This is a genomic window from Maribacter zhoushanensis, assembly GCF_029350975.1.
In the GTDB taxonomy this organism is placed as follows: domain Bacteria; phylum Bacteroidota; class Bacteroidia; order Flavobacteriales; family Flavobacteriaceae; genus Maribacter; species Maribacter zhoushanensis.
Genome location: NZ_JARKMR010000008.1, coordinates 1 through 16,312 on the forward strand (window position 1 = coordinate 1; position 16,312 = coordinate 16,312).

Sequence of the window (16,312 nt, forward strand, 5' to 3'; positions counted from 1 at the left end):
GGCTTTTGGCTTTTGGCTTTTGGCTTTTGGCTTTTGGCTTTTGGCTTTTGGCTTTTGGCTTTTGGCTTTTGGCTTTTACTGATAAAAATTTAGCATAGCTAAATACTTGAAATCAAAAAAGTCTATTTTCTAAACTCTATTTTCTTTATTCCAACCTTATACCTCGTACTTCAGAATTCATACTTACTACTTTATACTCTTTACTTAATACCGGCTTTGGTCGATTTGCGATTTACCCTTGACACCTATAAATTTCTTATCTTAGTCATTGGCTTACAAATCAACTAATTGCTTCAAAAACACTTAACGCTATGGACTACCTATCCCCTACCTATTTTTTTGATTTTGAAAGTGACGAGATTCAAGATTTGGTTTCTGAATTTAAAAACACCACACTTTCTGAAAAAGAAATTTCCATTGCACTATACAACACGGTAAGAGATACCTGGCGTTATGACCCCTACAGCTTAAGTTTTAATAAAGAGAAATACCGTGCCAGTGAAATTGTAAAACGCACCAACGGTCATTGTATTGATAAATCTATCATCTTGATTGCCGCACTCCGCGCGCTTGGCATACCTGCACGAATTCACTTGGCGAAAGTTAAAAACCATATTGGTGTAGAACGGCTTATTGAAAAATTTGGCTCTAATGAACTTACTCCCCATGGTATGGTAGATGCTTTTATAAATGGTAAATGGCTGAAACTATCGCCAACCTTCAATACATCTTTATGTGAAATGCTACGTGTGGCTCCTTTAGATTTTGATGGAGAAAATGATGCCGTTTTACAAGAATACAATGAAGAAGGCACCCAGTTTATGGAATACCTAGAAGATTACGGTCATTTTGAGGACCTCCCTCTAACTTTCATGGAACGGAACGCCCGTGAGCACTATCCTAATATTTTTGACACCGGCACCAACCAAACAGAGTTTCAGTTATAGGCTTTAACAAACTTTAATACTCAATTCTATTGAAAGGCGAATTGCGAATTACTATTTGTAGTACTTTCGATTCAAAATTGTATCCCGTGAAAAACATTTTTCTAGTACTGATAATAGCATTCTCATCATCATTTGCGATAGCACAAGAACCAATAGTCTGGAACCCAGATTACGAATTACAGCTAAGCGACTATCAGTCGCCCGAATCAGAAATTAACCCCGCACTTACCTCCTATTCCATTTATTCGGGCTCAAAAATCGATTTCAGTTTTAATATGAATTCGGTTTCTTTCATGTTCACCAAGAACTTCAACAGCAAGGTCAAAGCTATTTTTCAAAAGAACTTAGCGGTATTGGTTGCCCCAGATTCATTAACAGCGAATCAGCTACTACAATTTGGTCGGTATGATTTTGACCTGGTAGAATTGTACTCCAGAAAAATACGCAAGAAGATATATGAGGAAAAAGGTGCTTTTAGTGATTCTAGCTTATTTCAACCTATTTTTAATGAGCTACAAAAAGAGATGAATACCGTAAGCGCACAAGTTTTTAAGGCAACGGATTTTGGTAAAGATGCTGAATTGCTACAAAAAGAACACAACAAAGTCATTGATGAAATTAATACCCTTTCAGATTTTTGTATGACATGCAAGCCTAAGAAGAATAGGAAGTAGTTGTTTGTTGATGGTTTTTTTTAACGCTGCGCGTTTTTTTGTATCAGGTAATAAGTACGAAGTATTAAGCCGTTTGCAATAAGCTATTGTCTATAAAAATTGGTACTACGCACCTTTTACTATAACGGAACAAAATATCAGTTCGAGTGAATTTTCGAAGTATGAGAAAATTTGCTTGCACGCCGACAAGGAGGGTATCGAGAACCTATCGTGTTCCAAACCTGTTCTCGATACAATTTTATGACTCAGCTTTGCTACGTCATAAAACCACTCGAACTGACAATATCACAATTAAAACTTTGTTTTCAATAGATTACCACATTGCTAAAAATCCCCTCGCAAAGACTTTGTACTTTTTACTTAATACTCTTTACCATATCAGAACAAAATATCAGTTCGAGTGAATTTTCGAAGTATGAGAAAATTTGCTTGCCCGCCGACAAGGAAGGTATCGAGAACCTATCGTGTTCCAAACCTGTTGTCGATACATTTTCTTTCAGAAAACACTCGAACTGACATAGGTAAATTACATGGAGTGAAAATTCAATAAAACCTCCTCGCAATGACACATACTTTTTACTTGTGACTTTGTACTTAATACTCTTTACTTCTCTACCAACACAACTCAGCACCCAAAACTTACAATTGGGTAACTTAACTTATCTTCAAAACAATGATACCTCCATCTTTGTAAAACATTAAACCAACCGAACATGGAAAACATCATTAAAATTTTCATTTACATACACGCCTTTTTTGGAGGAGTAGGACTTATAACGGGTATTGCCAGCATAATCGTCAGAAAAGGACAACGAAACCATAAACTATTAGGGAAATGGTTTTCTTGGTCTATGATCATTAGCTCTGTAATTTCTTTGGTAGTCGCCAGAATGCCCAATCACATCAATACCTTTTTATTTTTGATCGGTATTTTTACCATCTACATGGTTTTGGCGGGCAATAGAGCACTTACATTCAAATCGACCAAAAAAACAAAAGCAAACTTGACCGATAAACTAGTTTCTGGGATTATGGCTATTTGTGCCCTGCTAATGATCGGCTTTGGTGTCACCGGATTACTAAACGGCTATTCTCACAGTATTCTTTATCTGTTCTTCGGGATCATCGGTCTGTTTCTACCTTACGGAGATTACAAGCTCTTTAAGAATACCTTGAACAATAGAAAGCTATGGCTCATAAATCACCTAAGCAGAATGTTGGGTGCACTCATTGCATCGGTAACTGCATTTTTTGTTGCCGGTATGCACCAAGACAATCTATGGGCATGGATTACTCCGTCCGTACTAGGAACTGCCTATATTATCTACTGGATTAAAAAAACAAAAGGTAAAAAGAAATTGAAAACGGCTTAACCTTGATCCTTAAGATTTAGATTTTCTGCGAAGTAATCACAAAAATCTTTCATGGTAGCGGTCATTTTTTCGTCTTGTGTTGCCTTTAGAAAAGTATCTGACAAAGAAACCAAGGTCTGATGAAAGAATGTTTTCATTTCGTCTACAGGCATATCTTTTGTCCACAAATCTATTTTCAAAGACTCTTGGTTCTTGCTATCCCAAACGGATAATAACATTGCCTTTGCGGCTTCGTTCTCTATACCGCCGTCTTGTGCAGACCAGTTTAATGTTTCCGGAATTCTATTATCATCTAATCCTACGCGCAGTGTAATTTCTGAAGTATGTAAATCTGCCATCTAATTTCTCGGTTTGTAATTTGATTTCTTAAATATTTCATCTGCAGGCATTGGCATTAACTGCATCATGCTTACATCATTGTTTTCCATAAAGGCACGTACAATTTGCCAGCCTATATAACGACCAAGTCTCCCCGGCGACTCATTATCTAACTCTAAACCGAATTTAGAAAATGGTGCAGGTTCTAAAAATCGCTGATTCAATTTATTATCGGTACTATATAAATATTCGTTCTCTATAAAATTTCTCCACATTGGCTCTTCATTGGCAACCGCCCAGTCTATTTCTTCTTGAGAATATCCTATCTTTTTTCCATCGCTTGCCTCAGGCATCAACTTATCCTTAAGGTATAGTTCTTTTCCAAAATAAATCATACGGGCAAGATAGCTGCGGTCTCTAGGTCTTGGCACAACCTGCTTTGCAAATGCGCTTGCTACATCGCTAATCAAATAATTGCGATCTAGAGATTGCGCTATGTAACGCTGAAAACCACCGTAATACTTATGCTCAGACCCCAAGTAATTATCAAGGCTAATGAACAGTAAACTATCGGTCAAAATAATTCTGTTGTTGTAATCAACATCATTGGTTACGGTAAGAATTTTTGGAACCTTGTACTGCGGAAAATAATATTTAATGTGCTTAAACAACTGTACCAAACCTTCTTCCTCATCTTCAAAACTACGAAAGGCATTACCCACCTCTTGAAATAGCTCTATCTGAAGCGAATCTTGCATTTTAGCGATCCAAACACTATCTGGTGCCGGAAACAAATACGGATATGTTTTACGTAATGCCGGTAAACCTTTTTCACCTGCAGCGGCGAACTCACGATCAAATCGAGATATTTTAAGATCCATTGGTATTGCGGCAATCTCTTTTGCTACCTTATCACTATCATTACAGCTAGAAAGAATGAAAAAAACTGATAATAGCATAAAAATAGGTTTGACCTTGGCAAGTATTTTACAATACATTTTATTATTTACAGTGTTCAACTTATTTTTAGGGCAAAGTTAATTGATTTTACTAAATAATTAGAGCGGTATGCAAACGGAAAAGGTAATTGAGCACATTGTTAAATGGTTAAAAGATTATGCTACAAATGCAAAACAGAAAGGTTTTGTAATTGGCGTGTCTGGCGGAATTGATTCTGCCGTTACCTCAACCCTCTGTGCAAAGACGGGTTTAGACCTTCTTTGTTTAGAGATGCCAATTCACCAAGCAGAGAACCAAAGTGACCGTGCTTCTAGACATATTGACTGGTTAACAGCCAATTTCCCCAACGTAAAAAGACAACCGGTTAACCTTACACCCGTATTTGACAGTTTGGTTGACGCACTACCTAGTGTTGATAATGAGGAAGACAGATTTATGTCTTTAGCCAATACACGAGCACGTTTACGTATGACCAGCTTATACTATTTCGCCGCCCTAGAAAGATATTTGGTAGCAGGTACAGGTAATAAAGTGGAGGATTTTGGCGTAGGGTTTTATACCAAGTACGGTGATGGCGGGGTAGATTTAAGCCCGATTGCCGATTTAATGAAAACCGAAGTATATGATATTGCAAAAGCTTTAGGAGTAAACGAAGAGATTGTAAAGGCCGCACCAACGGATGGTCTATGGGGAGATGACAGAACAGATGAAGATCAGATAGGAGCCTCTTACCCTGAACTAGAATGGGCAATGAACATGAAAGACGAGGGTAAAAAAATTGATGATTTTGAGGGTAGAAAAAAGGAAGTTTATACTATCTTTACAAAGTTGAATACCATGAACCAGCATAAAATGCTACCAATTCCGGTTTGTGAGATACCAAACGAGTTAAAATAACAACTCAACTAAGAATCAGGGTATTAAATCGAAAATAAATTCGAAAATTATACGTTAATAATAAAAAAATGCAACTTTGACTTCTAATTTAGAATTTTAAGCCTTACATTGCATGTTGTCTTTTCATACAAAAGAAGGTCCTGAAATCTATATAAAAAAATAATTAATGATCAAAGTTTTAATAGCGGATAACCATCCTATCATAAGAATGGGAGTTAGGAAGGTTCTAGAATCCGCTGAGGGATTTGAACTGATCGATGAGGTAGCTAATACCGAAGAACTTTTTGAAAAACTCAAAGACACAACCCCCGATGTGGTCATGCTAGAAATGGATATTCCAGATATTAATGGAATAGCGGCATTACGCAAAATCAAAAAAGATTACCCAGACGTAAAAGTTCTTATGTACAGCGGTCAATCTGAAGATGTTTATGCACTTAGCGCCATAAGAGCCGGTGCTTTTGGATATTTATCCAAATCATCTGGTGTAGAATACATTACTGCAGCAGTAACGAAAGTTAGCGAAGGTAGCATGTTCATTACTAACGAACTTGCACAACGTCTTGCTTTTGATGAAGGAACTAAAAAACCAAGAAGGTTCTTTAGAAAATTATCTACTAGAGAAATAGAAGTACTAAAACTTTTAGCTAGTGGTAAACGTAACAAAGAAGTTGCATTAGGTTTGAACCTAAATGAAAAAACAGTTAGTACCTATAAAGCTCGTTTAATGAAAAAATTAAATGTAGACAACATGGTAGATTTATTACAACAGGCAAAAGCCTTAGAATTGTACTAAATTCTTACAACTGTATAAAACACAAAAAAGACCTGCTATGAGCAGGTCTTTTTATTTATATACCTTTTACGTTTTTAAGACAATACCCTGTTCAGTTTCTTGTTCAACAACTTATTTAACTGAATGTAATTCATAATTTCCTCTAACACCTCTCTATGATCTGTAGTAGAATCTTCAGTAGTATTTTGCAAGGTGTTCATTCTCTTTTTAATCAAAAAGCAACGTAAAGTCAATATGGTCTCACTTACCAATTGTGCAACACCTATTTCTTTACTCTTCGGAAAAATTTCTTTACGCTCCCAATCATGTAATATGTAACGTTCTTCTTCCATTAAAATAGAAGATATTTGATTGGCCATTTCTTGCTCTAGACTATTGACGAAGGCTGTTATCGAAAATTCTTCCTTTTCATTTAAAGCCTCTATTAGTCTAGCATACATTTTACGAAAATCCTCATTGGCCAATTCTATTTCATCTTCCTGCAAATCCAAGTAGATTTTCTCGTACACTTTAATTTCAGATATTTCTGGCTCCAACACTAAATCTCCCGCATCGTTTTCTTTCAATACTAGATCCTCAAACTGTTCTTTGAGATTTCCATACAGCATAAGCGATTCAATAATTTTTCGCTCTAATAGATACTGTACATCTACTTTTTCCTGTTTTTCTTGATTGGTATTACGAACAACATCAAAAGCCTTTTGCTCCTCTTTTTGTTGAGCTTGTGCATTCTTGTCTTCCTTCTTACCGATCTGCGCAAGTGTATTGAACAAAACAGCCTCAGAAATATTCATGATCTGGGCACACTCTTGAATATATATTTCTTTTTGAATACGATCTGGAATTTTAGAAATACTATTTACAATATCCCTAACCGTATCTGCTCTTTTAATAGGATCATTATCCGCTTCTTTTACAAGTAGCGATGCCTTAAACTGTATAAAATCTTTAGAATTGTCATTTAAATATGTCATGACATCATCTAACTCATTATTCTTGGCAAAACTATCTGGATCCTCACCTTCCGGAAATGTACATACACGCACATTCATACCTTGCTCCAAGATTAAATCTATACCACGCAATGATGCACGCAGACCTGCCGCATCTCCATCAAATAACACGGTTATATTTTTGGTCAATCTGTTGATCAATCTAATTTGTTCCGGAGTCAATGCCGTACCACTAGAAGACACTACGTTATCAATACCGCGCTGCGCAAATTGAATAACATCTGTATAACCTTCTACCAGATAACAATTATCTTCTTTTGCTATAGATTGCTTTGCATGGTAAATACCGTACAGCACTTTACTCTTATGGTAGATGTCGCTTTCGGGTGAATTCAGGTATTTAGCCGCTTTTTTATCGTTCGTTAAAATACGCCCTCCAAAACCAAGCACACGACCACTTAAGGAGTGGATAGGAAACATAACCCGACCTTTAAATCGGTCAAATTTTCGTGAACCATTTGGGTTGTTGGCATCTTCCTTAACAATGGTGAGCCCTGTTTTTGAAAGGTATTCTAATTTATATCCCTTATCTAGAGCCGCTGTGGTAAAACCGTCCCATTGATCTAAGCAATACCCTAACTCAAATTTCTTGATGGTTTCATCTGTAAACCCACGTTCTTTAAAATAGCTTAAGCCAATTGCTTTACCCAACTCAGACTCCCACAACATTTCTTTAAAATGTGTTTGGGCAAATTCAGATACCAGATACATACTCTCACGCTCACTGGCCTGTTCTTTTTGCTCGTTAGATTGCTCTGTCTCCTCTACTTCAATATTATATTTTTTAGCTAAATACTTTATAGCCTCTGGATAGGTAAAATGCTCGTGCTCCATTAAAAAAGCGACCACATTACCACCTTTACCACTACTGAAATCTTTCCAAATCTGTTTTACGGGAGATACCATAAAACTTGGTGAACGTTCATCTGTAAACGGACTAAGACCTTTGAAGTTAGAGCCTGATTTTTTGAGTTGTACAAAATCACCAATCACCTCTTCTAAACGAGCGGTTTCATAAACTTTATCTATGGTAATTTTTGAAATCATATTGCTACCTCAGCCCCTTTGAAAAGGGCAAATAAATTTGTGTAAATTAGAACATCAAAAATAGCAATAATGATTCTATTCTTTGGCACTAGACCTGGAAAGCCCGAAACTAAACATCTTTTTAATTGTACATGCCCTTATTGTCAGCAACATGGAACATTGACAGCTGTTACCCAAAAGAACTACTTTCATATATTTTGGATCAAGCTTTTTAAGATTTCTAGTTCTACGGTAGCAGAATGCAACCACTGTAAACGTGCATTTTACGAAAATGAATTTACCGAGGAAATGAATAGCGAGTTCTCTAAAACAGTTAATTAGCTGTAGTAACCGGTTTTTACGCACGGCACCACAGCTAATTTGATTGATGAATATTTTGCTAAAGGTCGAAACGAAGACCTAAAGAGATATTTCGTTGCTCTACAGCTGCATCTTTAAATATAGGATTCAAATCATACTTTACATATAATAGAAAACCATCTACACCTGCATAGGCACTTAATCCATAAATTAAATCATTGGTATTATAGCTACGCTTCAACTTATCTTTTACATTATCGCCATCAAGGTTATACTTCAATTTTTGACGCGTGCCAATATTAAATCCACCATAACCACCTATACCTAATCTAAATTGGTTCCTAAGAGAGTACCTCATCTTTTTATCCGTAGTAGTCTGCTTGGATGGTCCAAACTCTAAATGCAAAGGAAAAACAAAATTATCCATCCTAAATTTAGATTTATCCAAATCATATTGGAACTCTTGAAGTTCTGATTGCCCATTTTCTAACGATACTAAGTATTGATTGTTTTTCGCTTTCAAACCATTAAACTGAAATGAAAATCCATAGTTGAATCTTAAAAAATTAGAATTCTTAAATACACGAGTTCTCCATTGCCAGCCCAATTCAAAAAATCTACTACCTCCTATTTTATAAGGAGAATCATTTAGTGACTGCCCATCGACTATTGCATTATTAAGACCCACAGCAACTACCAAATCAGAATATGTTCTTCTATCGTAAATAGGTTCTTTTCTATTCTGGTTTTCATTAAGTCTAAAATCCAGTAGTTTCCCTCCGTCCTTGTCATCATCACCAAACCCTATTTGAAAAGCAAACTTATAATTCAAGGTATCCAATTCTTTTACATCGCCATTATTTCTTTCTAACAATGAAATTTTATTATTGATAATGGCAATTCTATCTTCAATGTTCAGCGCATGCTTTTCAGCTGCTTTCATTTTCAAGGCATCTGCCTCTTCTTGAGTGATTTCTCCACGCTCTAATTGCTTTACTATTTCCGCTATTTCAAATTTCAAAGCTTCTTTTTCTTGCGTTGTAATATTGAGCTTTTGCTCTTTTAGAGTATCTATTGTCTTTTGATAATCTTCTTGCGCTACTGAATTTTGCACCATAAACAGTGTCAGTAACACCATTAAATACATTGTAATTGTTCTCATTTCGATTTTGATTTTTTGATGAATAAAACTCCGCTCCCTGTCCCTATAGCATTTTATAGAGATGAAAGAAAAAACGATTTGTAATTGATTAATTATTGCGGTCTGCCACTGCAGTACGCACTTTTATAAAACTGGCTTTTAAAGAATTAAAAATTTGGTCTCGGAAGGTTTGATCAAGTTCATCTTCAACCTCTGTTAACAAAGCCATGGCATCAACAGATTTATCTTTATTAAATATTCTATCTCGTAAAATTTCATCTTGTGCTCGTTTCAACAACGAATCTACTTCGGCATCAGTTACCGTACTTTGCTGCTCTAAAACATCTATTTGTGCTACAATATCTGCAACCTTAGAATTTATGATTTCTTCTGACACCGCTAAATTTGTATTAGAATTACCTATAGACACCTGTTCTACAACTGCTACCCCTACAACATCATTTAATGTCTTGTTCTCTTGTATTTCCTGTGCTTTGTACTGTTCCTTTTTAACAGTAACACTTTCGGTTTTCATAGTAGTTTCTACCAAAACTACTTGTTCTTCTTCTTTAAAAAGTACTGGTTCTTTATCAATTACCTCTTCTAAAACTTCTTCTTTTTCAATGTCAACAATTTCTGCCGGACTACTATTTACCACAGCACTACCATTAAAGTAAAAGAAGGCAACACCTATTAGCACAACAACACTTGCCGCAATACCCATCCATAAATACACGGGTTTCTTCTTTGCATCGTCATCTTTTAATTCTGAGGCTATTTTAGACCAAGCATTTTCTGAAGGCTTTATCTCGCGTTCTTGAAACTTGGTTTTTATATGTTTTTCAAATTTATCGGTTTCCATACCCTATAATATTTTGCTGTCTTAGTTGCTCTTGAAGCAATTTTCTAGCTTTTAGTAATTGTGTCTTTGAAGTACTTTCAGATATAGAAAGCATTTCTGCTATTTCTTTATGCTTATACCCTTCTACGGTATACAATACAAATACCATTTTATAGCCTTGCGGCAAAGCATCAATTAATTGTTGAATATGCTCGGTATCCAAATCGGTACTTTGCGATATTTCTTCAGATTGGTTTTTTTCATATACCTCATCATCATATACTACGAACTGTTGTTTTCTTAAATAAGAAATACTTTCCCTAATCATAATGCGTCTTAACCAGCCCTCAAAACTACCTTCAAACTTAAAAGTGTCTAGCTTAGTGAACATTTTTAAAAAACCTTGCACCATGACATCTTCCGCAAAATGAATGTCTTTTATGTACTGCCGACAGACACTCAACATTTTGGGAGCATGTTTTTTATACAAACGCTCTTGAGCATCGCGGTTTCCCGCTGTTGCTTTTTTAATGAGTTGCTTCTCGTTTTTATAAAAAGGTATAATTTTCAAAATATTGGTTTGGTCTTCTATTAACATAGACGCAGAAGAAGAAGGTATGGTTGCCTGAAGGTCAATAAAAATTAAAATTAATTTTTAAAATACTGTATTTCAAATACTTAAATAGATAAAAAAATAGAGTAATAATTACTTTTTACGATCAACTACGTAATTCACCATTAATTCTAAGGCGCTTTTATAGTCAGATTCAGGATATGTACTAAGAAGTTTCAAAGCTTCATCTCTATACTGTAACATTTTGGTTACCGCATAATCTAGTCCGCCTTTATCTTTCACAAAAGCAATAACTTCTTTGACGCGCTTTTTATCCTTATTGTGATTTTTTATGGAATTGATAACCCAGCTTTTCTCTTTCTTGCTGCAATTATTTAAAGCATAAATTAAAGGCAATGTCATTTTCTGCTCTTTTATATCTATTCCTGTAGGCTTCCCAATTTTTTCCCCTCCATAGTCAAACAAGTCATCTTTAATTTGAAATGCCATACCACATAGTTCTCCAAATTTTCTAAAGGTTTCTACATCTGGACTATCCGGCTTTACAGAACAAGCTCCCAAAGAACAACAAGCCGCTATTAAGGTTGCCGTTTTTTGTCTTATAATGTCATAATACACATCTTCGGTAATATCTAAGCGCCTTGCTTTCTCTATCTGCAATAATTCGCCTTCGCTCATTTCACGAACGGCAACAGAGATTATTTTAAGTAAATCGAAATCTTCATTATCTATGGAAAGCAACAGACCTTTAGAGAGTAAATAATCACCTACTAGAACAGCAATCTTATTTTTCCATAATGCATTTATAGAGAAGAAGCCCCTGCGTTTATTACTTTCATCTACCACATCATCATGAACTAATGTTGCGGTATGTATTAATTCTATTACAGAAGCACCACGATAGGTTCGTTCATTTACCTCACCGTTATTCAACATTTTTGCCGTTAGAAAAACGAACATAGGACGCATTTGCTTCCCTTTTCTATTTACGATGTAATGGGTAATTCTATTAAGCAATGCAACCTTAGAAGTCATTGAATCTCTAAACTTTGATTCAAACAGCTCCATTTCCTGATAGACAGGTTCCTTTATTTGTGCTACTATTTTCAGTTGCTCTTAATTAGAACGTCAAAATTAGTCAAAAGCTAGCAGTTAACAGTACTCAGAGAAGAGATATTGATATTTGGTTGTTGTGAAATATAAGTTCAAGTTCAAAACTCAAGTTCAAGTTCAAAAAACAAACTCAATCTCAAAATGGCTTTTGGCTTTTAACTTTGCCGCTTCACGTTTTTTAGTATTAAGTAACAAGTATAAAGTACTAAGATGTTACGTTAGCAATTGTTCTAGTAATTGGTTTGACTAAATACGCTATGTACCCTTTTGGAATCTAGCATTACTAATTTTGGACTTCGTACTTAATATTCTGTATTTCTTAAGTTTAGCTTTGCTAAATACAACACTTCGTAACAAGTCTATTTTCTATACTCTGTTTTCTCTGTTCAAACTTCAGACTTCTTACTTAATACTTTGTACTCTTTACTTTGTACTTAAATCAAGATTTATTCGCTAACTGCCCACATGCGGCATCTATATCCTTTCCTCTAGAACGACGAACGGTCACTACTATATTATTTTTTTCCAGTGAATTTACATAGCGGTCAATAGCAGCGTTAGAAGCTTGCTTAAACTCGCCGTCATCAATAGGGTTGTATTCTATTAAATTTACTTTAGATGGTGCAAAACGACAGAATTCTACCAAGGCATCTACATCTTTTTGGGTATCGTTGATTCCGTCCCAAACTACATATTCATAAGTAATACGACTTCTGGTTTTCTCATACCAATATTGAAGAGACTCACGTAAGTCGCTCAATGTAAACTTGGCGTTAAAAGGCATTATAGAAGTACGGATTTCATCAACAGCGGAATGTAGCGAAACAGCCAATTTAAATTTCACCTCATCATCTGCCATTTTCCGAATTAACTTGGGCACACCAGAAGTGGAAACCGTTATTCGCTTTGGAGACATCCCCAATCCGTCAGGAGAAGTTATCTTATCAATTGCCTTTAAGACATTATTATAATTCATTAAAGGCTCTCCCATGCCCATAAAAACTATATTGCTCAAGGGTCTTTCAAAATACAATCTACTTTCATTGTCTATGGCAACTACTTGATCGTAAATTTCATCAGGATTCAAATTACGCATTCGTTTTAAACGAGAGGTAGCACAGAACCTACAGTCTAAACTACAACCAACTTGACTAGATACACAGGCAGTAGTTCTTGATTTAGTAGGAATCAATACAGACTCCACAATTAAATCGTCATGTAACCTAACGGCATTTTTTATGGTACCGTCACTACTACGCTGCATTTGATCTACCTTAATGTGGTTAATGACAAAATTAGCTTCTAGCATTTCTCTAGTTTCTTTTGACAGATTTGTCATCACATCAAAAGAATAGGCTGCTTTCTGCCATAGCCATTCATATACCTGGTTACCACGAAAAGCTTTATCACCATTAGAAACAAAGAATTCTCTAAGCTGCTCTCGCGTTAGTGCCCGAATGTCTTTTTTCTTTATTTCTTCCATCTTTTTAAAGGTAGGTATTACTAGTGATAAAAATCCCGCTTTCTCAATATGTAGATAAAGCGGGATTTTTTATTTGTCCTTTTTACAAAGGAATATATTTTGAACTTATATAATCAACATGGCATCACCATAAGAATAGAACTTATAGCTTTCCAATATTGCTTCTTTATATGCTTTGTTCATTAAATCATGACCCATAAATGCAGATACCATCATCAATAACGTAGATTTTGGTAAGTGGAAATTGGTAATCATGGCATTTGCAATACTAAAATCATATGGAGGGAAAATGAATTTGTTCGTCCAACCTTCATAGGTATTCAATGTTTGCTTAGAAGAAACTGCACTTTCTAAACCACGCATTGCCGTTGTACCAACAGCACAAATACGACGCTTTTGCAACTTTGCATTATTAACGATTTCCGCAGCTTTTTCATCAATGAACATTTCTTCACTGTCCATTTTGTGCTTAGAAAGATCTTCAACCTCTACAGGATTAAAAGTACCTAAACCAACATGCAATGTAAGCTCAGCAAAATCTACACCTTTAATTTCTAAACGCTTTAACAAGTGCTTAGAAAAATGAAGACCTGCTGTAGGAGCAGCCACTGCACCTTCATGCTTTGCATATATTGTCTGGTAACGACCTTCATCTTCTGGCTCAACATCTCTTTTAATATACTTAGGTAACGGAGTTTCACCTAGCTCTCTTAGTTTTCTTCTGAAATCTAAATAAGCACCATCATATAAGAAACGTAATGTTCTACCTCTAGATGTTGTATTATCAATAACCTCAGCTACCAACGTTTCATCATCACCAAAATATAATTTGTTACCAATACGTATTTTACGTGCCGGATCTACAAGAACATCCCATAAACGTTGTTCTTCGTTTAATTCACGTAAAAGAAAAACTTCTATACGAGCACCTGTTTTTTCCTTATTTCCGTACAAACGAGCAGGAAAAACTTTAGTGTTATTAAGCACCATCACATCACCTTCATCAAAATAGTCGATCATGTCTTTGAACATCTTGTGCTCAATTTTTCCGGTTTCTCTGTGGATAACCATTAATTTAGACTCATCTCTATTTTCAGATGGATGCTCCGCCAATAATTCTTCTGGAAGCTCAAAATTAAAATTTGATAATTTCATGTAGCTGTTATATTTATTGTAGCAAATTGCGGCTGCAAATATACAATCTGCAGATAGGCCTTGTCAAGTAAATCCTTAATTATAATTCTTTTATATTGAAATCTAGCTGTTTTAGGTCCTTCCAAAAATCTGGATAAGACTTTGAAACTACCTCTGCATCATTAACAACAAGTGTAGTTTTTATAGCCAATGGCGCAAAGGCCATTGCCATTCTATGATCGTTATAAGTATCTATAGCAATATCTGTATTAATCTCTGTAGTTGGCAGTATAGTTAGCGTTTTATCTGTTACCGAAATATTTGCCCCCAATTTTGAAAGCTCTGTATTTAAAGCTTCCAATCGATCGGTTTCTTTAATCTTCAAGGTGTGCAAGCCTGTTAAATAACAGCCTACCCCTAGCCCAAAACAAGTTACGGCAATTGTTTGTGCTATATCTGGCGCATTGGCCAAATCGATCTCATTTTCTTGTAGTACTTTTTTATCGGTCTTTTTTAGTGTAATCCTATTCTCCCCAAAAGTAGTCTCTACTCCAAAAGCCTTATAAATATCTGCAAGAACACTGTCTCCTTGAAGACTTTTCTTTTTATACGCAGATAAAGAAATTTCTGTTCCTGGAGATGCAAGTGCACAAATACCATAAAAATAAGAGGCAGAACTCCAATCTGACTCTACAACCAAGGTCGTTGGAGCAACTTTGTCTTTTGCAGCAACTTTAATCACATTACCTTCAAATGAGGTTGTTACCCCTATTTCCTCAAGCAACGCTAAAGTCATTTTTATATAGGGCACCGATGTAATTTTACCTACAAGTTCCAATTCTAATCCATTTTCTAAACTTGGAGCAATTAGCAACAATGAGGAAATATATTGACTACTAACATTTGCTGGTAGACTAACCTTATCTTTTACAATGCGTTGACCTTTTATCTTTATAGGCGGATACCCTTCTTCTTGCTCATAAGAGATTTCCGCACCCAATGTTCTCAATGCTTCGACAAGAATTTTAATTGGTCTTTCTGTCATTCTCTTTGATCCCGTAAGAATAACATCTTTACCTTCTTGAGAAGAAAAATAACCTGTTAAAAAACGCATTGCCGTACCTGCGTGATGAATATCTACAGTACCATTAGAAATATCCAATCCTTTTGCCATTACCTGGGCATCATCAGAATTTGATATATTCTCTATTTTAATATCTGGAAATAAAGCCGCTAAAAGCAAACTACGGTTAGATTCACTTTTTGAACCTGTTATAGTAATAGTATCATTTAGCTTGGCATTAGCTGGACCGGTAAGATGAAGTTTCAATGCGTGTCGTTTTAAAAATCAAGCGACAAATATACGCCTATTTCAACTTTTTATTGTTGTGATGGCGGTCGTGATCACGCTTTGTTTTTAAATCTAACTTTTTATCAAAAGCTTGTTGTAAATCAATACCAGTCTGATTGGCCAAACACAGCACCACAAACATAACATCTGCCAATTCTTCGCCTAAATCTTTGTTCTTATCTGACTCCTTTTCGCTTTGTTCACCATAGCGTCTGGCAATAATTCTTGCAACTTCACCTACTTCTTCCGTAAGCTGTGCCATATTGGTAAGTTCGTTAAAGTAACGAACACCATGTTCTTTTACCCACTTATCTACTTCTAACTGTGCATTTTCAATGTTCATACTGTAC

Annotated in this window: 17 protein-coding genes; 6 read left to right on the top strand and 11 right to left on the bottom strand. The window is 35.5% G+C overall.

From position 1 onward, the window contains the following. The first annotated feature begins 311 nt into the window (after positions 1-311). The 3 genes from PXD56_RS17050 to PXD56_RS17060 all read left to right on the top strand — a co-directional run bounded on the left by PXD56_RS17050 (position 312) and on the right by PXD56_RS17060 (position 2,994). Positions 312-947, top strand: coding sequence for a transglutaminase-like domain-containing protein (locus tag PXD56_RS17050; RefSeq protein ID WP_276494541.1), 636 nt, complete (start codon positions 312-314; stop codon positions 945-947). Between the two features lie 86 nt (positions 948-1,033). Next, positions 1,034-1,621, top strand: a complete 588-nt coding sequence (locus tag PXD56_RS17055; RefSeq protein ID WP_276494542.1) for a hypothetical protein — start codon at positions 1,034-1,036, stop codon at positions 1,619-1,621. A gap of 713 nt (positions 1,622-2,334) precedes the next feature. After that, the gene (locus PXD56_RS17060; protein WP_276494543.1) at positions 2,335-2,994 is read left to right on the top strand and encodes a DUF2306 domain-containing protein; all 660 of its coding nucleotides are present in this window, start codon (positions 2,335-2,337) and stop codon (positions 2,992-2,994) included. Here PXD56_RS17060 and gldC read toward each other — a convergent pair. Then, positions 2,991-3,332: a gliding motility protein GldC gene (gldC, locus tag PXD56_RS17065; RefSeq protein WP_276494544.1), complete on the bottom strand. Its 342-nt coding sequence runs from the start codon at positions 3,330-3,332 to the stop codon at positions 2,991-2,993. The two genes, PXD56_RS17060 and gldC, sit on opposite strands and share 4 nt — an antisense overlap. Continuing rightward, positions 3,333-4,310: a gliding motility lipoprotein GldB gene (gene gldB, locus PXD56_RS17070; RefSeq protein ID WP_476703482.1), complete on the bottom strand. Its 978-nt coding sequence runs from the start codon at positions 4,308-4,310 to the stop codon at positions 3,333-3,335. 70 nt (positions 4,311-4,380) lie between these two features. Here gldB and nadE point away from each other — a divergent pair, with 70 nt between their 5' ends. Together nadE and PXD56_RS17080 are read left to right on the top strand one after the other, a co-directional pair. After that, positions 4,381-5,169 (top strand): NAD(+) synthase, encoded by a 789-nt coding sequence (nadE, locus tag PXD56_RS17075; protein ID WP_276494546.1) that lies wholly within the window; start codon positions 4,381-4,383, stop codon positions 5,167-5,169. Positions 5,170-5,335: 166 nt separating this feature from the next. Then, positions 5,336-5,965, top strand: a complete 630-nt coding sequence (locus PXD56_RS17080) for a response regulator (protein WP_276494547.1) — start codon at positions 5,336-5,338, stop codon at positions 5,963-5,965. Between the two features lie 74 nt (positions 5,966-6,039). Here PXD56_RS17080 and dnaG read toward each other — a convergent pair whose 3' ends face one another. Next, positions 6,040-8,025 (bottom strand): DNA primase, encoded by a 1,986-nt coding sequence (dnaG, locus tag PXD56_RS17085; RefSeq protein WP_276494548.1) that lies wholly within the window; start codon positions 8,023-8,025, stop codon positions 6,040-6,042. 69 nt (positions 8,026-8,094) lie between these two features. Here dnaG and PXD56_RS17090 point away from each other — a divergent pair, with 69 nt between their 5' ends. Further along, entirely contained in the window at positions 8,095-8,346 is a 252-nt protein-coding gene (locus tag PXD56_RS17090; RefSeq protein WP_276494549.1) for a zinc-ribbon domain-containing protein, read from the top strand. Positions 8,347-8,404: 58 nt separating this feature from the next. Here the strand turns inward: PXD56_RS17090 and PXD56_RS17095 are convergent, their stop codons facing one another. From PXD56_RS17095 to PXD56_RS17130, 8 genes are all read right to left on the bottom strand, one after another. Further along, positions 8,405-9,487, bottom strand: a complete 1,083-nt coding sequence (locus PXD56_RS17095) for a porin family protein (protein ID WP_276494550.1) — start codon at positions 9,485-9,487, stop codon at positions 8,405-8,407. An 88-nt stretch (positions 9,488-9,575) separates the two neighbouring features. Continuing rightward, positions 9,576-10,328 carry a hypothetical protein gene (locus PXD56_RS17100; RefSeq protein ID WP_276494551.1) on the bottom strand — a complete coding sequence of 251 codons (753 nt, stop codon included), beginning with the start codon at positions 10,326-10,328 and terminating at the stop codon, positions 9,576-9,578. Beyond that, complete coding sequence (locus PXD56_RS17105) at positions 10,315-10,878, bottom strand: RNA polymerase sigma factor (RefSeq protein ID WP_276494552.1); 564 nt, start codon at positions 10,876-10,878, stop codon at positions 10,315-10,317. Before PXD56_RS17105 ends, PXD56_RS17100 begins: the two co-directional genes overlap by 14 nt. Before the next feature lie 135 nt (positions 10,879-11,013). Continuing rightward, complete coding sequence (locus PXD56_RS17110) at positions 11,014-11,991, bottom strand: polyprenyl synthetase family protein (protein WP_276494639.1); 978 nt, start codon at positions 11,989-11,991, stop codon at positions 11,014-11,016. Between the two features lie 442 nt (positions 11,992-12,433). Continuing rightward, positions 12,434-13,477, bottom strand: coding sequence for a dual-specificity RNA methyltransferase RlmN (rlmN, locus tag PXD56_RS17115; RefSeq protein WP_076549730.1), 1,044 nt, complete (start codon positions 13,475-13,477; stop codon positions 12,434-12,436). 105 nt (positions 13,478-13,582) lie between these two features. Further along, positions 13,583-14,632: a tRNA preQ1(34) S-adenosylmethionine ribosyltransferase-isomerase QueA gene (gene queA / locus PXD56_RS17120; protein ID WP_276494553.1), complete on the bottom strand. Its 1,050-nt coding sequence runs from the start codon at positions 14,630-14,632 to the stop codon at positions 13,583-13,585. Positions 14,633-14,711: 79 nt separating this feature from the next. Beyond that, positions 14,712-15,941, bottom strand: a complete 1,230-nt coding sequence (gene aroA, locus PXD56_RS17125; RefSeq protein WP_276494554.1) for a 3-phosphoshikimate 1-carboxyvinyltransferase — start codon at positions 15,939-15,941, stop codon at positions 14,712-14,714. 37 nt (positions 15,942-15,978) lie between these two features. Continuing rightward, positions 15,979-16,305, bottom strand: coding sequence for a nucleotide pyrophosphohydrolase (locus tag PXD56_RS17130; RefSeq protein WP_276494555.1), 327 nt, complete (start codon positions 16,303-16,305; stop codon positions 15,979-15,981). Between the last annotated feature and the right edge of the window lie 7 nt (positions 16,306-16,312).